This is a genomic window from Pantoea sp. CFSAN033090 (assembly GCF_001264395.1).
Classification (GTDB): domain Bacteria; phylum Pseudomonadota; class Gammaproteobacteria; order Enterobacterales; family Enterobacteriaceae; genus Pantoea; species Pantoea agglomerans.
This window is the reverse complement of sequence record NZ_LGYX01000031.1, coordinates 94,102-116,221: the sequence shown is the minus strand read 5'-3', so window position 1 is coordinate 116,221 and position 22,120 is coordinate 94,102. Positions and strand designations below refer to the sequence as shown.

Annotated in this window: 23 protein-coding genes; 10 read left to right on the top strand and 13 right to left on the bottom strand. The window is 55.4% G+C overall.

All coding sequences use genetic code 11. From position 1 onward, the window contains the following. Both secD and secF read left to right on the top strand, forming a co-directional pair. Positions 1-1,848, top strand: a complete 1,848-nt coding sequence (secD, locus tag AFL22_RS21445) for a protein translocase subunit SecD (RefSeq protein ID WP_071997994.1) — start codon at positions 1-3, stop codon at positions 1,846-1,848. Positions 1,849-1,858: 10 nt separating this feature from the next. Further along, complete coding sequence (gene secF / locus AFL22_RS21440) at positions 1,859-2,827, top strand: protein translocase subunit SecF (RefSeq protein ID WP_010255357.1); 969 nt, start codon at positions 1,859-1,861, stop codon at positions 2,825-2,827. A 66-nt stretch (positions 2,828-2,893) separates the two neighbouring features. Here the strand turns inward: secF and AFL22_RS21435 are convergent, their stop codons facing one another. Together AFL22_RS21435 and lysM are read right to left on the bottom strand one after the other, a co-directional pair. Further along, a complete protein-coding gene (locus AFL22_RS21435) occupies positions 2,894-3,463 on the bottom strand; it encodes a DUF3251 domain-containing protein (protein ID WP_052272140.1) in 570 nt (189 codons plus the stop codon). A 16-nt stretch (positions 3,464-3,479) separates the two neighbouring features. Then, complete coding sequence (lysM, locus tag AFL22_RS21430; RefSeq protein ID WP_010255362.1) at positions 3,480-3,917, bottom strand: peptidoglycan-binding protein LysM; 438 nt, start codon at positions 3,915-3,917, stop codon at positions 3,480-3,482. A 188-nt stretch (positions 3,918-4,105) separates the two neighbouring features. On the opposite strand from lysM, the gene nrdR reads away from it, so the two are divergent. From nrdR to pgpA, 6 genes are all read left to right on the top strand, one after another. After that, positions 4,106-4,555 carry a transcriptional regulator NrdR gene (nrdR, locus tag AFL22_RS21425; RefSeq protein WP_009091750.1) on the top strand — a complete coding sequence of 150 codons (450 nt, stop codon included), beginning with the start codon at positions 4,106-4,108 and terminating at the stop codon, positions 4,553-4,555. Between the two features lie 3 nt (positions 4,556-4,558). Beyond that, positions 4,559-5,659, top strand: a complete 1,101-nt coding sequence (gene ribD / locus AFL22_RS21420; protein ID WP_052272139.1) for a bifunctional diaminohydroxyphosphoribosylaminopyrimidine deaminase/5-amino-6-(5-phosphoribosylamino)uracil reductase RibD — start codon at positions 4,559-4,561, stop codon at positions 5,657-5,659. Positions 5,660-5,749: 90 nt separating this feature from the next. Then, the gene (gene ribE, locus AFL22_RS21415; protein WP_010255369.1) at positions 5,750-6,220 is read left to right on the top strand and encodes a 6,7-dimethyl-8-ribityllumazine synthase; all 471 of its coding nucleotides are present in this window, start codon (positions 5,750-5,752) and stop codon (positions 6,218-6,220) included. Positions 6,221-6,239: 19 nt separating this feature from the next. Beyond that, entirely contained in the window at positions 6,240-6,659 is a 420-nt protein-coding gene (nusB, locus tag AFL22_RS21410; protein WP_010255372.1) for a transcription antitermination factor NusB, read from the top strand. Positions 6,660-6,714: 55 nt separating this feature from the next. Next, complete coding sequence (gene thiL / locus AFL22_RS21405; protein WP_010255374.1) at positions 6,715-7,692, top strand: thiamine-phosphate kinase; 978 nt, start codon at positions 6,715-6,717, stop codon at positions 7,690-7,692. Further along, positions 7,682-8,176, top strand: a complete 495-nt coding sequence (gene pgpA / locus AFL22_RS21400) for a phosphatidylglycerophosphatase A (protein WP_031293112.1) — start codon at positions 7,682-7,684, stop codon at positions 8,174-8,176. The genes thiL and pgpA overlap by 11 nt, the downstream gene beginning before the upstream one ends. A gap of 66 nt (positions 8,177-8,242) precedes the next feature. Here pgpA and AFL22_RS21395 read toward each other — a convergent pair whose 3' ends face one another. The 4 genes from AFL22_RS21395 to xseB all read right to left on the bottom strand — a co-directional run bounded on the left by AFL22_RS21395 (position 8,243) and on the right by xseB (position 12,325). Beyond that, complete coding sequence (locus AFL22_RS21395) at positions 8,243-9,217, bottom strand: aldo/keto reductase (RefSeq protein WP_052272138.1); 975 nt, start codon at positions 9,215-9,217, stop codon at positions 8,243-8,245. Between the two features lie 81 nt (positions 9,218-9,298). Further along, positions 9,299-11,164, bottom strand: coding sequence for a 1-deoxy-D-xylulose-5-phosphate synthase (dxs, locus tag AFL22_RS21390; protein ID WP_010255380.1), 1,866 nt, complete (start codon positions 11,162-11,164; stop codon positions 9,299-9,301). A gap of 19 nt (positions 11,165-11,183) precedes the next feature. Further along, a complete protein-coding gene (gene ispA, locus AFL22_RS21385; protein ID WP_052272137.1) occupies positions 11,184-12,083 on the bottom strand; it encodes a (2E,6E)-farnesyl diphosphate synthase in 900 nt (299 codons plus the stop codon). Continuing rightward, positions 12,083-12,325, bottom strand: coding sequence for an exodeoxyribonuclease VII small subunit (gene xseB, locus AFL22_RS21380; protein WP_010255382.1), 243 nt, complete (start codon positions 12,323-12,325; stop codon positions 12,083-12,085). Before xseB ends, ispA begins: the two co-directional genes overlap by 1 nt. Before the next feature lie 235 nt (positions 12,326-12,560). Between xseB and thiI the strand changes: the two genes are divergently transcribed. Next, positions 12,561-14,009 (top strand): tRNA uracil 4-sulfurtransferase ThiI, encoded by a 1,449-nt coding sequence (thiI, locus tag AFL22_RS21375; RefSeq protein WP_052272136.1) that lies wholly within the window; start codon positions 12,561-12,563, stop codon positions 14,007-14,009. Positions 14,010-14,089: 80 nt separating this feature from the next. Here the strand turns inward: thiI and yajL are convergent, their stop codons facing one another. Beyond that, positions 14,090-14,686, bottom strand: coding sequence for a protein deglycase YajL (yajL, locus tag AFL22_RS21370; protein ID WP_010671202.1), 597 nt, complete (start codon positions 14,684-14,686; stop codon positions 14,090-14,092). Further along, positions 14,640-15,560 (bottom strand): 2-dehydropantoate 2-reductase, encoded by a 921-nt coding sequence (panE, locus tag AFL22_RS21365; protein ID WP_033756769.1) that lies wholly within the window; start codon positions 15,558-15,560, stop codon positions 14,640-14,642. Before panE ends, yajL begins: the two co-directional genes overlap by 47 nt. A gap of 135 nt (positions 15,561-15,695) precedes the next feature. On the opposite strand from panE, the gene AFL22_RS21360 reads away from it, so the two are divergent. Then, entirely contained in the window at positions 15,696-16,187 is a 492-nt protein-coding gene (locus AFL22_RS21360; RefSeq protein ID WP_003852530.1) for a YajQ family cyclic di-GMP-binding protein, read from the top strand. Positions 16,188-16,793: 606 nt separating this feature from the next. Here the strand turns inward: AFL22_RS21360 and AFL22_RS21355 are convergent. The 5 genes from AFL22_RS21355 to cyoB form a co-directional block, all read right to left on the bottom strand. Further along, positions 16,794-18,158: an MFS transporter gene (locus AFL22_RS21355; protein WP_010255391.1), complete on the bottom strand. Its 1,365-nt coding sequence runs from the start codon at positions 18,156-18,158 to the stop codon at positions 16,794-16,796. 132 nt (positions 18,159-18,290) lie between these two features. After that, positions 18,291-19,178: a heme o synthase gene (gene cyoE / locus AFL22_RS21350; RefSeq protein ID WP_010255394.1), complete on the bottom strand. Its 888-nt coding sequence runs from the start codon at positions 19,176-19,178 to the stop codon at positions 18,291-18,293. A 13-nt stretch (positions 19,179-19,191) separates the two neighbouring features. Further along, entirely contained in the window at positions 19,192-19,521 is a 330-nt protein-coding gene (locus AFL22_RS21345; protein WP_008924889.1) for a cytochrome o ubiquinol oxidase subunit IV, read from the bottom strand. Further along, positions 19,521-20,138, bottom strand: a complete 618-nt coding sequence (locus AFL22_RS21340; RefSeq protein WP_009091720.1) for a cytochrome o ubiquinol oxidase subunit III — start codon at positions 20,136-20,138, stop codon at positions 19,521-19,523. Before AFL22_RS21340 ends, AFL22_RS21345 begins: the two co-directional genes overlap by 1 nt. After that, positions 20,138-22,120, bottom strand: coding sequence for a cytochrome o ubiquinol oxidase subunit I (cyoB, locus tag AFL22_RS21335; RefSeq protein ID WP_010255400.1), 1,983 nt, complete (start codon positions 22,118-22,120; stop codon positions 20,138-20,140). Before cyoB ends, AFL22_RS21340 begins: the two co-directional genes overlap by 1 nt.

The following is a 22,120-nucleotide window of genomic DNA, read 5'->3' as shown; positions in this document are numbered from 1 at the left end:
GTGTTAAATCGTTATCCTTTGTGGAAGTACGTGATGCTGGTCGTCGTGATTCTCGTCGGCCTGCTCTATGCGCTTCCCAACCTGTATGGTGAGGATCCGGCCGTTCAAATCACTGGTGCGCGCGGAAGCGCCGCCAGTGAGCAGACGTTGGATCAAATTCAGTCCGCATTAAAACAAGACAATATCCAGAGCAAATCTGTTGCGCTGGAAAATGGTGCGATTACCGCGCGCTTCAATAATACGGATGTGCAGTTACGCGCCCGTGAAGCGATCATGAAAGCGTTGGGTGAAGACTACGTTGTTGCGCTGAACCTCGCGCCAGCCACGCCTCGCTGGCTGAGTATGCTGTCAGCAGAACCGATGAAACTCGGTCTCGATCTGCGTGGTGGTGTGCACTTCCTGATGGAAGTGGACATGGACACCGCACTCGGCAAACTGCAGGAGCAGAATGCTGACTCGCTGCGTAGCGACCTGCGCACCAAAAGTATCCCTTACACCACCGTCAACAAAATCGCGAACTACGGCGTGGAAATTCGTTTCCGTGACGCAGCCAGCCGCGATGCGGCGATCTCCTGGCTGACCTCGCGTCATCAGGATCTGGTGATCAACAGCAGCGGCAGCGATGCCCTGCGTGCCACCATGAGCGATGCTCGTCTCAGCGAAGCGCGTGAATATGCGGTTCAGCAGAACATTACTATTCTGCGTAACCGTGTGAACCAGCTGGGCGTGGCCGAACCGCTGGTACAGCGTCAGGGTTCCGATCGCATCGTAGTTGAGTTGCCGGGTATTCAGGATACGGCACGCGCTAAAGAGATTCTGGGTGCAACGGCGACGCTGGAATTCCGTCTGGTAAACACCAGCGTGGATCCAACCGTAGCGGCCAGTGGTCGTGTACCGGGTGACTCTGAAGTTAAAGACATGCGTGATGGCCAGCCGGTTGTGCTCTACAAGCGGGTGATCCTGACCGGTGACCATATCACCGACTCGACTTCCAGCATGGATGAGTACAACCAGCCACAGGTGAACATTTCACTGGATGGCGCAGGCGGTAACATCATGTCGAACTTCACCAAGGACAACATCGGCAAGCCGATGGCGACCCTGTTTGTGGAGTACAAAGACAGTGGTAAGAAAGATGCCAACGGCCGTTCAATTCTGGTGAAACAGGAAGAGGTGATTAACGTCGCCAACATCCAGTCTCGTCTGGGGAACAGCTTCCGCATCACCGGTATCAACAACCCGAACGAAGCGCGTCAGCTCTCGCTGCTGCTGCGTGCCGGTGCGTTGATTGCGCCCATCCAGATTGTGGAAGAGCGTACTATCGGGCCGACCATGGGTCAGCAGAACATTACTCAGGGTCTGGAAGCCTGCCTGTGGGGTCTGCTTGCGTCGATCCTGTTTATGGTGGTGTTCTACAAGAAGTTTGGTCTGATTGCGACCAGCGCGCTGCTGGTTAACCTGGTGCTGATTGTCGGCATTATGTCGCTATTGCCGGGCGCGACCCTGACCATGCCGGGTATTGCCGGTATCGTGTTAACGCTGGCGGTGGCGGTGGATGCCAACGTGCTGATTAACGAACGTATTAAAGAAGAGCTGCGTAACGGGCGCTCGGTTCAGCAGGCAATTCATGAGGGCTATAAAGGCGCCTTCTCCAGTATTGTCGATGCGAACGTGACCACCCTGATCAAAGTTATCATTCTTTATGCAGTCGGCACCGGTTCGATCAAAGGCTTTGCTATTACCACCGCAATTGGTATCGCAACCTCAATGTTCACCGCGATTGTCGGTACCCGTGCCATTGTTAACCTGGTTTACGGTGGCAAACGCATCAACAAGCTGTCTATCTGAGGAGTGCGTTGTGGCACAGGAATATAACATTGAGCAGTTGAACCACGGGCGTAAAGTCGTCGACTTTATGCGCTGGGATAAGCTGGCCTTCATCATTTCGGGACTGCTGATTCTCGCCGCGATTGCTATCGTGGGTGTGCGTGGTTTTAACTGGGGCCTCGATTTCACCGGTGGTACAGTGATTGAGATCGCGCTGGAAAAACCGGCCGATCTTGAAGTCCTGCGTGGCGATCTGGTGAAAGCGGGCTTTGACGAGCCGCTGGTTCAGAACTTTGGCAGCAGCCGTGACGTCATGGTGCGTATGGCACCGGTTACCGGCCCGGCGGGCACCGAGTTAGGCAATAAAGTGGTGTCGGTGATTAACCAGACCACCCAGCAAAATGCCACCGTTAAGCGCATTGAGTTCGTGGGTCCGAGTGTGGGCAGCGACCTGGCGCAGGCGGGTGCGATGGCGCTGTTGTCCGCACTGATTGCGATTCTGATCTACATCGGTTTTCGCTTTGAGTGGCGTCTGGCGCTGGGTACCGTGCTGGCGCTGGCGCATGACGTGATCATCACCTGCGGCCTGCTGGCGCTGTTCCGCATTGAAATCGACCTGACGATTGTTGCCTCACTGATGTCGGTGATTGGCTACTCGCTTAACGATAAAATCGTGGTGTCGGACCGTATTCGTGAAAACTTCCGCAAGATCCGTCGCGGCAGCTCTTACGATATTACTAACGTGTCACTGACCCAGACGTTAAGCCGTACGCTGATTACCTCGCTGACCACGCTGGCGATGATCCTCATCCTCTTCGTGTTTGGTGGTGCGCTGCTGAAAGGCTTCTCACTGACCATGCTGATTGGTGTGACGATTGGTACGATTTCATCAATTTATGTCTCTTCGGCGCTGGCGCTGAAGCTGGGCATGAAGCGTGAACATATGCTGGTGCAGAAAGTCGAGAAAGAGGGCGCCGATCAGCCTTCTATCCTGCCTTAATCGCCGCAGAGAAATAAAAACGGGCAGCCATGTGGCTGCCCGTTTTTTTTTGCACCTGTGATCAGATCAGGGTGCAGCAGGGGAGGTCTGGGCAGGTGCGTCGCCGGTGACGTTATGCACGCGGACATAACCTGATTGATCCGGTGTGAGGCCGCTGAGTCGCAGCGGTATGCTCACCGAATGCTGGCGCAGCAGCGAGGCAGGCACCGCTATCGTCTGACTCAGACTGCCGTTACTCAGTGGTTTACCGGTCGCCGGATCGAGTTCGCCCCAGTTCACCGTAGCGTGCAGGGCGGGCAAGGGGCGATCGTCCATTGAGCGTACCGTCAGGGTTGCCCGCGAGCCGCTGGCTTCAGCAGTGACAGGCGAGAGCGCGAGTCGCAGCGTGCCGAGCTGGGTTTGCAGTGCCACCGGCGTGTTCGCCTGCGGGATCAGCCACGCGCCTTGCTGCGAATGGCTGTTTAACTGCCCCTGAATCTCCAGCGCGCTGGCCTGCGTGGTCAGGTGCTGCATCTGCTGATTAAGCTGACTCACTTCCTGATGCAGCTCTCTGACCTGCGGGTTGCTGGCGCTACTGCTGCAACCGCTCAGCATCACCAGAGAGAGCGCCACCGGAACCCAAACCATCCTGCTCATAAGTTATCCTTGTCCGTTATTTTGGAATACGTAAAACCTGGCCAGGATAGATCTTATCAGGATGAGAGAGCATTGGCTTATTCGCTTCGAAAATCTTGTTGTATTCGTTGGCATTTCCATAAACCTGTTTGGAAATTGCGCTCAGCGTGTCGCCTTTTTTCACGGTGTAAAGTTCTGACTCGGTCGCGCTATCTGTCACGGTCACCTTATCTTCCACTTTGGTGATGCCTGCAACGTTACCGGCTGCGATCAGAATCTTCTCTTTCAGCTCCTGGGAAAGGCCATCGCCCGTCACGGTCACTGTATCGCCATTGACCTTCACATCCACTTTGTCGCTGTCGGGTAAACCGAGCTTGTTGATGTGATCCTGCAGCTTTTTATTCTGGTCATCGCCGCCATTCACGGCATCCCATAATTTTTCACCGGCTTCTTTCACAAAATTAAACAGACCCATACAACCTCCAGTGTGTTAGTGGATATACGCCGTCTTTCGGCTCTATAAGCGTAGACCCTTTTGCCGTCGCTGATATTTAACATCATTTATGCTGTGCGTGGTGGCACAGGAAAGGCACGGAAGAGATTTTGTTGATTCGCAGTTCGCGTTACACTGTCTGGCCCATCTCTCTCGCGTCAGGAAACGTCATGCATTGCCCATTCTGCTCCGCTGTGGACACCAAAGTGATTGATTCTCGTCTGGTTAGTGAAGGCTCTTCGGTGCGCCGCCGCCGCCAGTGTCTGATGTGTCATGAGCGTTTTACCACCTTCGAGGTGGCGGAACTGGTGATGCCACGCGTGGTGAAAAGCAATGACGTGCGCGAACCGTTTAATGAAGACAAAATGGCCAGCGGGATGATGAAAGCGCTTGAGAAGCGTCCGGTCAGCGCCGATGCGGTTGAAAGCGCCGTAAACCATATTAAAACCCAGCTGCGTGCCACCGGTGAACGTGAGATCCCCAGTAAGCTGATTGGCAATCTGGTGATGGATGAGCTGAAGAAGCTCGATAAAGTCGCCTACATCCGCTTTGCCTCGGTTTACCGCAGCTTTGAAGACATTCGTGATTTTGGCGAAGAGATCGCCCGGTTACAGGATTAAACCATGGATGAACTTTACATGGCGCGTGCGCTGGAACTGGCGCGACGTGGCCGCTTTACGACGATGCCGAACCCCAATGTGGGCTGCGTGATTGTGCGCGATGGCGAGGTGGTCGGTGAGGGCTGGCATCAGCGCGCCGGTGAACCGCATGCTGAAGTCCACGCCCTGCGCATGGCGGGCGAGAAAGCGCGTGGCGCAACCGCCTATGTCACGCTGGAACCCTGCAGCCATCATGGCCGTACGCCACCCTGCTGTGATGCGCTGATCGCCGCTGGCGTTACCCGTGTCGTGGCCGCCATGCAGGATCCGAATCCGCAGGTGGCGGGGCGCGGACTGCACCGTCTGCATCAGGCGGGCATTGAGGTCAGCCACGGTCTGATGATGCCGGAAGCGGAGGCGCTGAATCGCGGTTTCCTCAAACGCATGCGCACTGGCTTCCCCTGGATCCAGCTCAAGCTGGGTGCCTCACTGGATGGCAGAACGGCAATGGCCAGCGGCGAAAGTCAGTGGATAACCTCGCCGGCTGCCCGTCGTGATGTGCAGCGCCTGCGTGCGCAGAGCGCCGCCATTCTCAGCAGCAGCGCCACGGTGCTGGCGGACGATCCTTCCCTGACGGTACGCTGGTCTGAACTCAATGCGGAGAGCCAGGCACTGCTCAATGAGCAGCAACTGCGTCAGCCGGTGCGGGTGGTTATCGACAGCCAGAATCGCGTGACGCCGCAGCATCGGCTCATTTCGCAGCCGGGTGAAACCTGGCTGATGCGTCATCAGCCCGATCAGCAGAGCTGGCCCGCTGACGTAACGCAAATTGCTGTTCCGCTGCGCGAACAGCAGCTGGATCTGGTGGCGATGATGATGCTGCTGGGACAGCGACAGATTAACAGCGTCTGGGTTGAAGCGGGCGCAACGCTGGCCGGTGCCCTGTTGCAGGCCGGACTGGTCGATGAACTGATTGTTTATCTGGCGCCTAAGCTGTTAGGTCATGAAGGACGCGGGCTGTGTCAGCTGCCGGGACTGAGCCAGCTGGCTGACGCACCTGCCTTCCGTTTCAGTGATGTCCGCCAGGTCGGTGACGATTTACGCCTGACCCTGACACCACAATAACACGGTCGGAAAAGCGAGAGCACGCCGCCCAAGAGTATGATAGAATCCGCCCCCCTGCGCGGGGCCAACCAAACCCCTGAAAGGATAAGTATGAAAGTTATCGAAGCTGCTGTTGCAACGCCTGAGGCCAATGTTGCCATCGTTATCGCGCGTTTTAACAACTTCATTAATGACAGCCTGCTGGATGGCGCAGTTGATGCCCTGAAACGTATCGGCCAGGTCAAAGATGACAATATCACCGTAGTCTGGGTGCCTGGTGCATACGAACTGCCTCTGGCAGCACGCGCGCTGGCCAACACCGGCAAATATGATGCGATTATCGCACTCGGTACGGTTATTCGTGGTGGCACTGCGCACTTCGAATATGTGGCGGGTGAAGCCAGCTCCGGTATCGCCAGCGTTGCCATGAACAGCGAGATTCCTGTCGCGTTTGGCGTGCTGACCACTGAAAGCATCGAGCAGGCCATTGAGCGTGCCGGCACCAAAGCGGGTAACAAAGGTGCTGAAGCGGCTCTGACTGCGCTCGAAATGATCAACGTATTGAAAGCCATTAAAGCCTGATTTTTGTAAGGGGAATTTTGTGAAACCTGCTGCTCGTCGTCGCGCCCGTGAGTGCGCTGTTCAGGCGCTTTACTCCTGGCAGTTGTCGAATAACGACATTGCCGATGTGGAATACCAGTTTCTGGCGGAACAGGACGTCAAAGACGTCGACATTACCTACTTCCGCGAACTGCTGTCCGGTGTGGCGACCAACAGTGCGTATCTGGATGGACTGATGAAGCCCTATCTGTCGCGTCAGCTCGAAGAGCTGGGCCAGGTTGAAAAAGCTATCCTGCGCATCTCGCTGTATGAGCTGAGCAAACGTAATGATGTGCCTTATAAAGTGGCCATCAACGAAGGGATTGAGCTGGCGAAAGTCTTCGGTGCCGAAGACAGTCATAAATTTGTTAACGGCGTGCTTGATAAAGCCGGTCCACAAATTCGACCCAATCGCAAATAAACAAAAAGGCCGGCTTGCCGGCCTTTTTTCATGAAGGGTTAAGCGGAACGCAATTATGTCTTGTGGTGAATTTGAACTCATCGCACGCTACTTCAACCGCAGAACACGCAGCCGCCGTGATGTCGAACTCGGCATCGGTGACGATTGTGCGTTACTTAGCGTGCCGGAAAAACAGACGCTGGCGATCAGCACCGATACCCTGGTCGCGGGTGTGCACTTCTTACGGGATATCCATCCTGCCGATCTGGGTTATAAAGCCCTGGCTGTGAATCTCAGCGACCTTGCTGCCATGGGCGCCGATCCCGCATGGCTGACGCTGGCCTTAACGCTGCCGCAGGTCGATGAGAGCTGGCTCTCTGCCTTCAGCGAAAGCCTGTTTGAACTGCTGGAATATTACGACATGCAGCTGGTCGGCGGCGACACCACCCGTGGCCCGCTGAGCCTGACGCTGGCGATTCACGGTCTGGTGCCGCAGGGCCGCGCCCTGAAACGTTCAGGCGCGAAGCCGGGTGACTGGATTTACGTGACCGGAACGCTGGGTGACAGCGCCGCGGGCCTGGCGCTGCTGCAGCATCACTGCCGTATCAGCGATCCGGCGGTGCATGAAGCGCTGATTAAACGTCATCTGCGTCCTATGCCGCGCATTCTGCAGGGCCAGGCGCTGCGTTCGCTGGCCTCCTCAGCGGTGGATCTTTCCGACGGCCTGATTTCCGATCTCGGCCACGTGCTGAAAGCCAGCGGCTGTGGCGCACGGCTTAATCTGGATGCGTTGCCCCTTTCGGCTGCGCTACGCGACCATTTCGACCCTGAGCAGGTCCTGCGCTGGGCGCTGAGTGGCGGAGAAGATTACGAACTCTGCTTTACGGTGCCCGAGGTCAATCGCGGCGCGCTCGATGTAGCGCTGGGTCACCTGGGCGTGCCCTATACCTGCATCGGACAGATGGCACCGGAATCGGAAGGCTTAACGCTGCTGGATAATGGCAAGCCCGCCACATTCCGTCATAAAGGGTTTGATCACTTTGATGCTAAATAACGACGTGGCGAAGAGTCGCCTGCGGATGAGCAATCCCTGGCATCTGCTGGCGACCGGTTTCGGCAGCGGATTAAGCCCGGTCGTGCCTGGCACCATGGGATCGCTGGCGGCCATTCCGTTCTGGTGGCTGATGACCTATCTGCCGCAGGATCTCTATTCGCTGGTGGTGCTGGTCGGTATCTGTGTTGGCGTCTATCTCTGCCATCGCACTGCCAAAGATATGGGCGTACACGATCACGGCAGCATTGTCTGGGATGAGTTTATCGGCATGTGGATTACGCTGATGGCGATTCCGGTTAACAGCTGGCAGTGGGTTCTGGGTGGCTTTGTGCTGTTCCGTATTCTTGATATGTGGAAGCCGTGGCCGATTCGCTGGTTTGATCGCAATGTGCATGGCGGCATGGGCATTATGGTGGATGACATTATTGCTGGCGTGATTTCCGCTGCCATGCTGTATGGCTTTGGGGTCTGGCTGGCAGGTTAACGGCCAGGGCTCATCACACCGCGACAGAAGGTGACGCCCGGGGAGGGCGTCACTTTGTTGCCAGCCTTATTCGAATCCTACCGGCTGATGCGGCTGATAGACCTCTTCCAGCAGTGCAACTTCCTCGTCACTCAGCGTGACATCCACCGCCTTCACCAGATCCTCAAACTGCTCAGCACGCGACGCACCAATAATCGGCGCCGTAACGGCAGGCTTGCTCAGCAGCCAGGCCAGAGCCACCTGCGCCCGCGTTACACCTTTACCTTCCGCCACCTGCGCCAGCCGCTCTGCAATCACGGCATCATTCTCTTCGGTATTGTCATAGAGCGACGCCATCACTTTGTCAGAGGCGGAACGCGCGGTATTTTCCCCCCACGGGCGGGTCAGCTTACCGCGCGCCAGCGGACTCCACGGCAGCACGGCAATCTGCTCTTGCAGGCAGAGCGGATGCATTTCACGCTCCTCTTCGCGCTGAATCAGGTTGTACTGATCCTGCATGCTGACAAAGCGATGCCAGCCCTGTTCCGACTGCATCTGCAACGCCTGGGCAAACTGACTGGCGTGCATCGACGAGGCACCGATATAACGTGCTTTGCCAGACTGCACGACTTCATGCAGCGCTTCCAGCGTCTCTTCCAGCGGCGTCCCATAATCCCAGCGGTGAATCTGCAGCAGGTCGACATACTCCATGCCGAGACGCTGCAGGCTGTCATCAATGGATTGCAGAATATTCTTGCGCGACAATCCCTGTGACAGATTGGTCAGCGGGAAATAGACTTTGGTGGCGACCACGATCTCTTCACGGCGGGCAAAGTCTTTCAGCGCCCGACCCAGGATCTCTTCACTGCTGCCATCTGAATAGCTGTTGGCGGTATCGAAAAAGTTGATCCCTGCGTTCAGCGCCTGCTGGATCAGCGGACGGCTGCTCGCTTCCGGCAGCGTCCAGGCATGGTTGCCGCGCGTGGGGTCGCCATAAGTCATGCAGCCAAGACAGAGACGCGACACCTGCAGATCGGTGGTACCCAGTTGAATCGTTTTCATGGTGGAGGCTCCTGCGAAAGTGCAAAGGTCTTAGCATAGCAGGATGTTGCGCTCCCCGAGGGGGAGCGCAGAGAGGGGAGGTTACTGCGCCAGCCAGTGGGCGATCTGCTGCTGAATGCCCTCCGCGTCCAGCAGATAGTCATGACGCACTTCATCCTGCGTCCCCTGCGGGATGAACTCATCAGGCAGACCGATGTTCAGCACCGGAACAGCCAGACGTTTCGCCATAACAAACTCATTGACGCCACTGCCGGCACCGCCTTTGATGGCGCCTTCTTCCAGCGTAATCAGCGAGTCGTGCGTGGCGGCGAGCTCGGCAATCAGCGCCTCATCCAGCGGCTTCACAAAGCGCATATCGACCAGAGTCGCATTCAGTGCTTCCGCCGTGGCGGCCGCTTCCGGCAACAGGGTGCCGAAGTTCAGAATCGCCAGCTTTTCACCCTGACGTTTCACCACGGCTTTACCCAGCGGCAGGCTCTGCAGCGGAGCCAGTGGCGTACCGACACCGGTGCCGCGCGGATAGCGCACTGCACTTGGACCATCCTGATAGTGATAGCCGGTGTAGAGCATCTGCCGACACTCATTTTCATCGCTGGGGGTCATGATCACCATATCCGGCACGCAGCGCAGATAGGCGAGATCAAACGCGCCCTGGTGAGTCTGACCATCCGCGCCAACAATACCACCGCGATCGATAGCAAACAGGACCGGCAGTTTCTGGATGGCGACGTCATGGATCAACTGATCGTAGGCGCGCTGCAGGAAGGTGGAGTAGATAGCAACAATCGGTTTATAGCCGCCAATCGCCATACCGGCAGCGAAGGTCACGGCGTGCTGCTCGGCAATTGCCACATCGAAATATTGTTTCGGAAATTCGCGTGAGAAGGCCACCATGCCGGAGCCTTCGCGCATTGCTGGCGTAATCGCCATCAGTTTCGGATCGTCGGCGGCCATTTCGCACAGCCAGTTGCCGAAGATTTTAGAGTAGCTCGGCAGGCCTTCTGCGCTTTTTGGCAGTTCGCCAATCGCAGGATCGAATTTAGGCACGGCGTGCCAGGCAATCGGATCTTCCTCTGCCGGAGCGTAGCCTTTGCCTTTCTTCGTCATGATATGCAGGAACTGCGGCCCTTTCAGGCTGCGCATGTTGCTCAGTGTATTGACCAGCGTCAGCACATCGTGACCATCTACCGGGCCGATATAATTAAAGCCCAGCTCTTCAAACAGCGTACCCGGCACGACCATGCCTTTGAGATGCTCTTCGGTGCGTCTTACCAGCTCTTTGATCGGTGGCAGGCTGGTCAGCACACGCTTGCTGCCTTCGCGCAGTCGCGCATAGGTTTTACCCGACAGGATTTGCGCCAGACGGTTATTCAGCGCGCCGACGTTTTCGGAGATCGACATCTCGTTGTCGTTGAGGATCACCAGCATGTCCGGCTTGATATCACCGGCGTGGTTCATCGCTTCAAACGCCATGCCAGCGGTGATGGCGCCATCGCCAATAATACAGGCGGTGCGACGACCCTGACCTTCACGTTCTGCCGCCGCGGCCATGCCGAGACCGGCACTGATGGAGGTTGACGAGTGACCGACGCTCAATACGTCATATTCACTTTCGCCGCGCCATGGAAACGGGTGTACGCCATTTTTCTGACGAATCGTACCGATGCGATCGCGGCGACCGGTCAGAATTTTATGGGGATAAGCCTGATGACCCACATCCCATACCAGATGGTCGAAGGGGGTGTTATAGACATAATGCAGCGCGACCGTCAGTTCGACCACGCCCAGACCCGACGCAAAATGGCCGCTGGAGCGGCTTACACTGTCTAACAGATACTGACGCAGTTCATCACAGAGCGCAGGCAACTTCTCTTTCGGCAGGGCGCGCAGCTCCTGAACCGTGTTTGCCAGCGCCAGTGTCGGGTATTTAGCAATATCAAAACTCATCAGAGACTCATTATGGAAGTTATTTGTCGCGTTCAATTATGAAGCTCGCCAGCGCCTGCAGTGCTGTAGTGTTATAAGAGTGCGCAGCGAGCATTTCTAACGTATCAAGAGCTTCCTGATACAAATCCCGCGCTTTAGCTTGGGCATTTTCAAGGCCTAACAGTGAAGGATAGGTGCTTTTTCCCAGGTGCTGATCGGCACCCTGGCGTTTTCCTGTCACCGCTGTGTCACCGATCACATCCAGAATGTCGTCCTGCACCTGAAACGCGAGACCAATGGCCTCTGCATAGCGGTCGAGCAGCGGCAGGGCTTCCCGGCCAGCATCGCCCGCCGTTAAGGCGCCTAACCGTACCGCTGAACGGATCAGCGCGCCGGTTTTATGACGATGGATCTGCTCCAGCTGGTCCAGATCCACAGATTTACCTTCCGCCGCTAAATCAAGCGCCTGTCCGCCACACATGCCGGCCACGCCGCTGGCTTTCGCCAGTTCAGAGAGCATCATCAGACGATATTCAGCGCTGACACCGGGCATCGCCTGGTCGGCCAGAATTGAAAAGGCCAGCGTCTGCAGGGCGTCGCCCGCCAGAATCGCGGTATCTTCGCCATATTTAATGTGACAGGTTGGCTGCCCGCGACGCAGTGCATCATCGTCCATTGCGGGGAGATCGTCATGAATCAGAGAGTACGCATGAATGCATTCAACCGCGGCGGCGGGGACATCCAGACTCGCCGGGTCGGCGTGGAGCATTTCGCCGGTAGCGTAGACCAGAAAAGGACGCAGGCGTTTACCGCCTAATAATGCCCCATAATGCATGGCATTCACCAGAGGAGAACTCTGAAAAGGAAGTGGCTCTATAAAACGCGTCAGCGCGGCGTTAACCTGCTGCTGATACGCGTCGAGTAATCGGGCGAAATCCATTAGCTGTTTTCCGGCGTGAAAGCAGTGAGGTCGGCATCTTTATCATCGTTCAGCAGAATACGGACCCGCTGTTCAGCCTGCTGCAGCGTCTGCTGGCCAGTCCGCGCCAGCTGCACGCCGCGCTCAAATTCGTTCAGGGCTTCTTCCAGCGGCAGTTCACCACTTTCCAGACGGCTGACAATCTGCTCCAGCTGCTGCAATGACGTTTCAAAGCTGGCTGGCTGTTCGGCTTTTTTCGGCATATTTCGTGTCGACTCACGGTTGGGACATTATCTCGCAATCGGTCATGGTAGCTGAGACCCTATGATTAGCAAAATAATCAATGCGGCGGCTGATGAAGAAGCAGTCACCTGACAAAGGTGATATACTCCCGCGCCTCGGATGCGGTTGCGCCTTGCAGCCCGCAATTTTGTGATTTTACCAGCTAAGTGCTGCCTGTTTTAGCACTTATTTGCCCAACGAAGCTGTGTCGCCGCCATGAAGTTTATCATCAAGTTATTTCCTGAAATCACCATCAAGAGTCCGTCGGTGCGTTTGCGCTTTATCAAGATTCTTGCCAGCAATATCCGCAACGTCCTGAAAACCGTTAGCGACGAAATCGCCGTTGTGCGTCACTGGGATCACATTGAAGTGCGTTCGAAAAATCCGGTGCTGCGGGACATTATTCCCGATGAGCTGACGCGCATTCCGGGGATTCATCACGTTTTAGCGGTTGAAGATCGTGAGTACACCGATATTCATCACATCTTTGAACAGACTTTAGTGCAGTATCGCGACAGCCTTGAAGGGAAGAGCTTCTGCGTGCGTGTTAAGCGTCGTGGTAAGCATAGCTTCAGTTCACAGGATGTGGAGCGCTATGTTGGCGGTGGTCTGAATCAGCATATTGAAAGCGCCCGCGTACAGCTTAAAAACCCGGACGTGACGGTGAATCTTGAAGTTGAAGAGAATCGTCTGACGCTGGTGACTGCGCGCTACGAAGGTCTGGGCGGGTTCCCGATCGGCACGCAGGAAGATGTGCTGTCACTGATTTCCGGTGGCTTTGACTCCGGCGTCTCCAGCTATATGCTGCTGCGTCGCGGCAGTCGCGTACATTACTGCTTCTTTAATCTTGGCGGTGCCGCCCATGAGATTGGCGTCCGTCAGGTTGCGCACTATCTGTGGAATCGTTTTGGTCGTTCACACCGCGTGCGGTTCGTGGCGATCAATTTTGAGCCGGTAGTGGGTGAGATCCTCGAAAAAGTGGATGACGGTCAGATGGGTGTGGTGCTGAAGCGCATGATGGTGCGTGCCGCCTCGACGATTGCTGAGCGCTACGGCGTGCAGGCGCTGGTTACCGGTGAAGCGGTAGGTCAGGTGTCGAGCCAGACGCTGACCAACCTGCGCCTGATTGATAACGCTTCTGATACGCTGATTCTGCGTCCGCTGATCTCTCATGACAAAGAGCACATCATCAGGATTGCCCGTGAGATCGGCACCGAAGATTTCGCCAGCACCATGCCGGAATATTGCGGTGTCATCTCAAAAAGCCCGACCGTGAAAGCGATGAAAGAGAAGATCGAGGCTGAAGAGCAGAATTTCGACTTCACGATTCTGGATCGGGTCATTGAAGAGGCGACCAACGTCGATATCCGTACCATCGCTGAGCAGACAGAAGAGGAGGTGGTTGAAGTTGAGACCGTCGCCCTGCTGAGCGAGAACGACGTGGTGCTGGATATCCGCTCTATTGATGAGCAGGAAGAGAAGCCTCTGGCACTGAAAGCCACGGAAGTGAAGTCGCTGCCGTTCTACAAACTCAGTACGCAGTTTGGCGATCTCGATCAGAACCGGACCTGGTTGCTCTACTGCGATCGTGGTGTGATGAGCCGTCTGCAGGCACTCTATCTGCATGAGCAGGGCTTTAAAAACGTGAAAGTCTACCGCCCGTAGTGACGCCTCAGAGCCAGTCAGCGCCTGTTCAGGTCTGACTGGCTGCATTGTCTTAAAACAGATTGTTCAACTCAGCGTGTTTACGCCTGATAGTCATAAATGCCGGGAGCCAGCACCAGCTGTGCGGCCACCTCGCGCGCCATCTCTTTTCCCACCAGCAAATCGATCAGCTTCAGCGCAAAATCCATTGCCGTGCCAGGCCCCTGGCTGGTCAGCAGATTGACGCGCGGATCCCAGACCACACGCCGCTCCATCCACTTGTCTGACGGAATGGTCTCTTTTAAGCCGGGAAAGCCAGTCATGTTACCGACCGGAAAGAGATCGTGGGGGATGAGTACCGTGCCTGCCGCGGCGCAGATAGCGGCGACGATCCTTTCATTGAGGTGAAACTGGCGTACCGTTTCGACTAACAGCGGACTGTCACGGAAGGTTTCGGCGCCTTTCAGGCCGCCGGGCAGGACGATGGCGGCGAAATCATTGTCGGCGACTTCAACCAGCGTCACGTCAGCCAGCAGACGAACACCGCGTGAGCAGACGATCTCCCGGTTGCCGTCGCTTTCGACGCTGGCGGTGACAACGTTCAGCCCGGCGCGTACCAGCAGGTCGATGGTGGTGACAGCTTCGGTTTCTTCACTGCCATGTGCCAGGCAAACCAGCACTGATGCGTTCGCGGTCATAATGGGACTCCTTGCGTTTTACAATGTCATACAGACGGGTGTTCTCCGTCAGCACCAGGCCGTGCGTCCGGGCGCGGCGCAGCAGAAAACCGCTGATATAGTCGATTTCGGTGAGACGCTGGGCGCGTATGTCCTGCAGCATCGAAGAGGTGTTGGCCGCGGTGCTTTCAATCACGTCAAAGATGATGTCCTGCAGGCTTTCGCTGGCAACGTTCTGACCTTCGCGCTCCATGACCCAGCTGATCTCTTCGCACAGTTGCGCGATCTGCTCCGGATAAGCGCGCAGGGCACCGTTCTGGCACTCATACTCCACGCTTAGCGGATTGATGATGCAGTTCACTGCCAGCTTGCGCCAGCAGGCCGCCCGGATGTTGTCATGCCAGGCGACATCAGGCAGGGCATGATGCAGGATGTCGGCGAGATCGCTGTAAGCGGCGCTTTTGCGGTTACCAGGGCCGATGTGGGTGATGCCACTGGCTATGTGTTTGATAACGGTGCCGTCGCGCATCGCCGCATGGGTGGTGACGCCTCGCAGCAGCGGCTGAGTCAGCCCTTTCAGCTCTTCCAGCGTCCCCATGCCGTTGTGCAGCAGCAGTACCGGGCAGTTTTCTGGCAGCACGCTTTCCAGGTTTTTCACCGCGGGCGAGACCTGCGGGGCTTTGAGCGTAACCAGCAGCAGCTGGCTTTCTGCCAGAAACAGCGGATCGTTGGCGATAAACGTGCGGTTCGAAATGTTACCCTGTGGATCAATCACATTGGCTGAACAGTAGGGCTGCGGCACCCGCAACCATCCCTGCACCTCATGTCCCTGGCGGGCAAGGGTTGTCATCCAGATCTGACCCAGAGCACCGCAACCTAACACGGTAATTTTCATGCTGCCTCCCGCTGGCGGGCTATCCATCTATTATTTACTGTCACACTGTCATTATAGCGTTGTGTGCAGCCTGATTTTATTTAGCACCTTAAGACGCGTATTATGCATGTCACTTTAGCGTCAGGAGAAGAAGAGATGCCATCTTTCGATATCGTTTCAGAAGTCGATCTGCAGGAAATTCGCAATGCGGTGGAAAATGCCAACCGTGAAGTGTCTACCCGCTTCGATTTCCGCAACGTGAGCGCCGAGTTTGAGCTCAACGAAAAGAATGAAACCATCAAAATCACCAGCGAGTCCGATTTTCAGGTTAAGCAGCTGGTGGATATTTTGCGTGAGAAGTTACTGAAGCGCGGGATTGAAGGCGGTGCTTTAGAGGTGCCGGAAGAGATTGAGCACAGCGGCAAAAGCTGGGCGGTCGATGCCAAACTGAAAAAAGGCATTGAAAGCGACGTGGCGAAGAAGCTGGTGAAGCTGATCAAAGACAGCAAGCTGAAAGTGCAGACCCAGATTCAGGGTGAAGCATTGCGTGTAACCGGCAAAGCGCGTGATGATTTGCAGGGTGCGATGGCAATCGTGCGCGGCAGCAATCTGGGGCAGCCATTCCAGTTTAAAAACTTCCGCGATTAAGCGGGGGCCGGCTGAATTTCAGCATGAATGCAGTGATAAAAACCCGGCTAAGGCCGGGTTTTTTGTTGTTGAGTTTGGGTGGGCTTCTGTCGCTTTAAACAAGTCGAAATTCTGGAGAGAGTTGGGAGCTGTAGGGCGTCTGTGCGATCGCGCGCTTGCTCAGGGAGCCTGTGCCTTTCGCAAAGACGCAAAAGCGCCATCCATGGCGGCTCAGCGCGGGCCATCCCTGGCCCGCGATGCTTTGCTACAGGCACAGGCTCCCATCGCCTTGGATTTATGAGTTGTCTGTAAGAAGGCTTGTGCCGGGTTTGGCGCGGTTGAGCCTATGCTGGCCCCCTTGCTTTGAGTTTATAAGCTGTCTGAAACCAGGATTGAGTTGGATTTGAGTCTATTAACAGATTCAAATCCTGGGGGAACTTAGCAGCAACTCAATAGCTCAGGGGCGCAGGGAACACGGTCAGAGGAGGAAAGCGTCCCGCGCCAGGGACGGCGCGGGCCGAGCATGCCATGGATGGCGGCTTTTGCGACTTTCCGATCTGACCGTGTTCCCTGAGCCTGCTCGATCCTGAAGCGAAACGAGCTGACGTTATCACTAAACTTTTTAAGCTAACAACTACCCAGCAGAGCTTCCAGCTCAGGGCGGCTGGTAACCTTGCTATCAATTTTGATGTAGGCGCTTTTCTCTTCGGGCACGATAAACACAGAGTTAACGCCCGGCTGCGCTTTCAGGCGCTGCTCCAGATTCGGCACGGCCAGTGCGGCATCACTCAGCACGATGCGCAGGCTGCTGACATAAGGCGGTTCCTGCATTGTCATGCTGACAAACAGCCAGGCTGCGGCCACCATCGCGCCAACCAGGAATACGGTCTGCGCATCGAAATGACCAAATACCCAGCCACCCATGCTGCCGCCAACGGCCACGCCCAGGAACTGGCTGGTGGAGTAGATCCCCATCGCCGTGCCTTTGTAGCCTGCAGGCGACTCTTTACTGATCAGCGAAGGCAGAATCGCTTCCATCAGGTTAAAGGCGAAGAAGAAGAGCTGAACACCCACTACCAGCGTCCAGAAATGTCCTTCCGCGCCCCACAATACGATCTCAGCAATGACAATCATCCCGACACAGCCGACAAAGACACGCTTCATGCGGCGCTTCACTTCGGCATAAATGATGAAGGGTACTACGCCGGCAAAAGCGATCAGCATGGTGGAGAGATAGACTTTCCAGTGTTCGGGAGCCGGGAAGCCTGCCTGTTCAAACTGCCCCGGTAACGCGACAAAACTCGACATCAGCAGGACGTGCAGGCAGAAAATACCGATATTGAGCTTCACCAGACGTGGGTTAGCCAGCACTTTGCGGAAGCTGCCTTTAACCATGCCTGATTCACGGTTCAGAACATGATGGGAGGCCGATGGCACCACCAGCAGAGTGATCACGATACCCAGCGACGCCAGAATCGCAATCATCCAGAACAGCGCATGCAGGCCCAGTGCGTGAGTAACAATCGGGCCGACCACCATGGCGATCGCGAAGGTAACGCCAAAACTGATGCCGATAAACGCCATCGCTTTGGTGCGGTTCTGCTCACGGGTTAAATCGGATAACAGCGCCATCACGGCAGCGGCAATCGCGCCTGAGCCCTGAAGTGCACGGCCCAGAATAATGCCCCAGATGGAGTCGGTGCAGGCAGCAATAATACTGCCCAGGACAAACAGCAACAGTCCGCCAACGATCAGCGGCTTACGCCCGATGCGATCGGAGAGCAGACCAAAAGGAATCTGAAATATCGCCTGGGCAAGGCCATAAATGCCGATTGCCAGGCCAATTAAGGTTTCACTCGCGCCCTGTAATGCCATGCCATAAGTGGTCAGTACCGGCAGGACCATAAACATTCCCAGCATGCGCAGGGAAAAGACCGTACCGAGGCCCCATGTGGCGCGCAGCTCCACCGGAGTCATTTTATTATCGTTCATTCCAACCTCTGTTAATGTGCTGCATTTATTCTAGGGGGCGGGGCAGGGCGGGTAAAACAATAGTTTTTAAGCAGTGGTAACAAAAAGAAAGGGCGCGAAAATCGCGCCCTTTTCATGCTGTATCGGTGCCGGTTACCAGACGTAAGTCAGCAGGTCCTTCGAGGCCGGAGCCATCGAATCCACCGACATCATCACGCTCAGTGCGGTGATGGTCACGATAGAGAAGACAAACAGTTTACGCGCCCAGACACGGTCATCAGCGGTTTTATAACCCGATAACGCCATGCCCAGCCACCAGACGCTGACCGCAGCAGCCACCACCAGATATTTGTAGCCCGCGTAGCCTCCCAGCGTCAGCATCAGCGTGGCAATCATAAACGCCAGGATATAGAGCGTAATATGATTTTTAGCCACGGAAATGCCTTTCACCACCGGCAGAACCGGGATGTTCGCTGCCTGGTAATCTTTAAAGCGGAAGATGGCAATCGCGTACGAATGCGGCATCTGCCACAGGCTAAAGATCGCCAGCAGGATTAATGCGCCAGCATCAAACTGGTTAGAGACTGCGCAGTAGCCGATAACCGGCGGCGCAGCACCCGACAGACTGCCAATCAGCGTACCGTAAACGGAATTACGCTTCATGTAGAGACTGTAGATGCCCACGTACACCACGAAGCCCATCACCGCCAGCCACATGGCCAGCGGATTAGCACCGAAGTAGAGCAACGCAAAGCCAGCAATACCCAGCACAGTGGCATAAACCAGGCTTACTTTCGCGGAGATGAGGCCTTTTACCAGCACCCGATTCCTGGTTCTCTCCATCTTGATGTCAATGTCACGGTCGATCACGTTGTTAAACACACAACCCGATGCAACCACCAGTGACACGCCCACCAGGGTGATGAGAAACAGGGCGTAATCCGTGTTGCCTTTGGAAGCCAACAGAAATCCGCCGATCACAGAAATTAAATTCCCGAAAATAATTCCTGGTTTTGTAACTTGCAGGTATTGCTTAAACATTACGCGTGACTCTTTAGTGAGGCATCATGTTGTAGTTGAGGTTCCACATGATCCACAGTGAGCCTACTACGACAATCAGGATGATGATGGCCGAGAAGACAATGGCTACCATGTTCCAGCCACCCTCAGATTTGCTGTCTAAGTGCAGGAAGTAGACCAGGTGAACCAGCACCTGAATCACTGCACATACCAGAACAACACCAAGGATAGTACCGTGAGATGCACTGCCATCCATTACCATCCAGAACGGGATCGCCGTCAGGATGATAGAGAGGATGAAGCCGATCATGTAGGACTTCACGCTACCGTGTGAAGCGCCATGTTCGTTAACAGAATGACTCATTACATGGCTCCCATCAGGTAAACAACGGTGAAGACGCAAATCCAGACCACGTCCAGGAAGTGCCAGAACAGGCTCAGACACATGATACGAGTGCGGTTAGTCGCGTTCAGGCCACGTTTGGAAATCTGGAACATCAGAACCAGCATCCAGATCAGACCTGAGGTCACGTGCAGACCGTGGGTACCGACCAGCGTAAAGAAGCCAGACAGGAAGCCACTGCGATCCGGACCAAAGCCTTCAGCAATCAGGTGATGGAATTCATAGATTTCCATTCCGATGAAGCCCAGACCGAACAGGAAGGTCAGCGCCAGCCAGCCGATAACGGCACCTTTTTGCTCCTTGTTCATGGAGATAACAGCCATGCCGTAAGTGATCGAACTCAACAGCAGCAGGGCGGTTTCTACCAGAACAAACGGCAGCTCAAAGATATCTTTACCTGCCGGGCCACCGGCAGTGTTGTTGACCATGACAGCATAGGTCGCAAACAGGGTTGCGAAGATAATGCAGTCACTCATCAGGTAGATCCAGAAGCCAAAGACTTTATTGGCTCCTGCATCGTGATGCCCATGCTCCGCATGGGCGTCGTGGTGATGTTTAATCAGAGTTTCAGTTGACATTATTTCAGACCTGCTTTGCTGATTTCGTCAAAGTGCTGGTTCTCAATCTTCTGAACTTCGGCAACCGGAACGTAGTAATCCACGTCTTCGTCGAAGCTCTTCACGATCCAGGAAACGATCATGCCGAGGAATGAAACACCCGCCAGCCACCAGATATGCCAGATCAGCGCGAAACCCATTACCGTTGCAAATGCGCAGATGATAATTGCGGCACCGCTGTTTTTCGGCATATGAATCTCTTCATAAGATTCCGGCTGTTTGTACGCTTCGCCTTTCTCTTTCATTTCCCAGAAAGCGTCACGCTCATGCACATGCGGGATGACAGCAAAGTTATAGAACGGTGGTGGTGAAGAGGTTGCCCACTCCAGCGTACGACCGCCCCATGGGTCACCCGTCACATCACGGTTCTGATCGCGGTCACGTACCGAGACGTAGAACATGGTCAGCTGACACAGAATACCCAGCGCAATCAGACCGGCACCGCCCGCAGCTACCACCAGTAAGGTGTGGAACTGTGGATCGATATCCTGGCTCAGACGACGTGTCATACCCATGAAGCCCAGTGCGTACAGCGGCATAAAGGCAACGAAGAAGCCAATGATCCAGAACCAGAATGCGCGCTTACCCCAGGTTTCGTTCAGGGTGAAGCCAAATGCTTTCGGGAACCAGTAGGTCACGCCCGCCATACAACCGAACACCACACCACCGATGATAACGTTATGGAAGTGTGCAATCAGGAACAGGCTGTTGTGCAGAATAAAGTCAGCACCCGGAACGGCCAGCAGTACGCCGGTCATACCCCCTACAGAGAAGGTTACCAGGAAGCCAACGGTCCACAGCATGGCAGAGTGCATCTGAATGCGGCCCTGATACATGGTGAACAGCCAGTTAAAGATTTTAACCCCGGTCGGAATCGCGATGATCATCGTCATGATACCGAAGAAGGCGTTAACGTTGGCACCTGCACCCATGGTGAAGAAGTGGTGCAACCAGACGATAAACGACAGCACGGTAATGGCGATGGTCGCCCACACCAGTGAGGTATAACCAAACAGACGTTTTTTGGAGAAGGTCGCGGTAATTTCTGCGAACACACCAAACACCGGCAGTACCAGGATATACACTTCCGGATGGCCCCAGACCCAGATCAGGTTGACGTACATCATCATGTTCCCGCCCATTTCATTGGTGAAGAAATGGAAGCCGAGATAACGATCAAGGGTCAACAGCGCCAGGGTCACGGTCAGAACCGGGAACGCAGCGATGATCAGGACGTTGGTGCACAGCGCGGTCCAGGTAAATACCGGCATTTTGAACAGGCTCATGCCCGGTGCACGCATCTTCAGGATGGTCACGAAGAAGTTAATACCGGTTAAGGTCGTACCAATACCTGAAAGCTGAAGGCTCCAGATCCAGTAATCGACCCCGACCCCGGGACTGTACTCCGCGCCGGAGAGCGGCGGATAAGCCAGCCAGCCGGTCTGTGCGAACTCGCCCACACCCAGAGACAGGTTAACCAGGATCACACCGACCGCAGTAAACCAGAAGCTCAGGTTGTTCAGGAACGGGAACGCAACGTCACGTGCACCAATCTGCAACGGAACCGCGATGTTCATCAGGCCAACCACGAACGGCATCGCCACGAAGAAGATCATAATCACGCCATGCGCGGTAAAGATCTGGTCGTAGTGGTGCGGTGGCAGAATGCCCGCTTCACCGGCCGAAGCCATAACCTGCTGGGTACGCATCATAATGGCATCAGCGAAACCACGAATCAGCATGACGAACGCCATGATGATGTACATGATACCCAGGCGTTTGTGGTCGACTGACGTCAGCCATTCAGACCACAGATATTTCCACTTACCAAAATAGGTGAGCGCAGCAACCAGCGCTGCACCACCTATCAGGATAGCGGCAACCGTAACCATGATAATCGGCTCATGATACGGCACTGCATCAAGTGTTAATTTTCCGAACAT

Bases quoted from the DNA above. Each gene is read 5' to 3' on its own strand.
- AFL22_RS21435 (WP_052272140.1), bottom strand. From the start codon at position 3,463: ATGAGCAGGATGGTTTGGGTTCCGGTGGCGCTCTCTCTGGTGATGCTG.
- AFL22_RS21345 (WP_008924889.1), bottom strand. From the start codon at position 19,521: ATGAGTCATTCTGTTAACGAACATGGCGCTTCACACGGTAGCGTGAAG.
- cyoB (WP_010255400.1), bottom strand. From the start codon at position 22,120: ATGTTCGGAAAATTAACACTTGATGCAGTGCCGTATCATGAGCCGATT.
- nrdR (WP_009091750.1), top strand. From the start codon at position 4,106: ATGCATTGCCCATTCTGCTCCGCTGTGGACACCAAAGTGATTGATTCT.
- yajL (WP_010671202.1), bottom strand. From the start codon at position 14,686: ATGACCGCGAACGCATCAGTGCTGGTTTGCCTGGCACATGGCAGTGAA.
- ribE (WP_010255369.1), top strand. From the start codon at position 5,750: ATGAAAGTTATCGAAGCTGCTGTTGCAACGCCTGAGGCCAATGTTGCC.
- cyoE (WP_010255394.1), bottom strand. From the start codon at position 19,178: ATGTTTAAGCAATACCTGCAAGTTACAAAACCAGGAATTATTTTCGGG.
- ispA (WP_052272137.1), bottom strand. From the start codon at position 12,083: ATGGATTTCGCCCGATTACTCGACGCGTATCAGCAGCAGGTTAACGCC.
- thiI (WP_052272136.1), top strand. From the start codon at position 12,561: ATGAAGTTTATCATCAAGTTATTTCCTGAAATCACCATCAAGAGTCCG.
- AFL22_RS21340 (WP_009091720.1), bottom strand. From the start codon at position 20,138: ATGTCAACTGAAACTCTGATTAAACATCACCACGACGCCCATGCGGAG.
- dxs (WP_010255380.1), bottom strand. From the start codon at position 11,164: ATGAGTTTTGATATTGCTAAATACCCGACACTGGCGCTGGCAAACACG.
- AFL22_RS21360 (WP_003852530.1), top strand. From the start codon at position 15,696: ATGCCATCTTTCGATATCGTTTCAGAAGTCGATCTGCAGGAAATTCGC.
- pgpA (WP_031293112.1), top strand. From the start codon at position 7,682: ATGCTAAATAACGACGTGGCGAAGAGTCGCCTGCGGATGAGCAATCCC.
- lysM (WP_010255362.1), bottom strand. From the start codon at position 3,917: ATGGGTCTGTTTAATTTTGTGAAAGAAGCCGGTGAAAAATTATGGGAT.
- AFL22_RS21355 (WP_010255391.1), bottom strand. From the start codon at position 18,158: ATGAACGATAATAAAATGACTCCGGTGGAGCTGCGCGCCACATGGGGC.
- ribD (WP_052272139.1), top strand. From the start codon at position 4,559: ATGGATGAACTTTACATGGCGCGTGCGCTGGAACTGGCGCGACGTGGC.
- AFL22_RS21395 (WP_052272138.1), bottom strand. From the start codon at position 9,217: ATGAAAACGATTCAACTGGGTACCACCGATCTGCAGGTGTCGCGTCTC.
- xseB (WP_010255382.1), bottom strand. From the start codon at position 12,325: ATGCCGAAAAAAGCCGAACAGCCAGCCAGCTTTGAAACGTCATTGCAG.
- thiL (WP_010255374.1), top strand. From the start codon at position 6,715: ATGTCTTGTGGTGAATTTGAACTCATCGCACGCTACTTCAACCGCAGA.
- panE (WP_033756769.1), bottom strand. From the start codon at position 15,560: ATGAAAATTACCGTGTTAGGTTGCGGTGCTCTGGGTCAGATCTGGATG.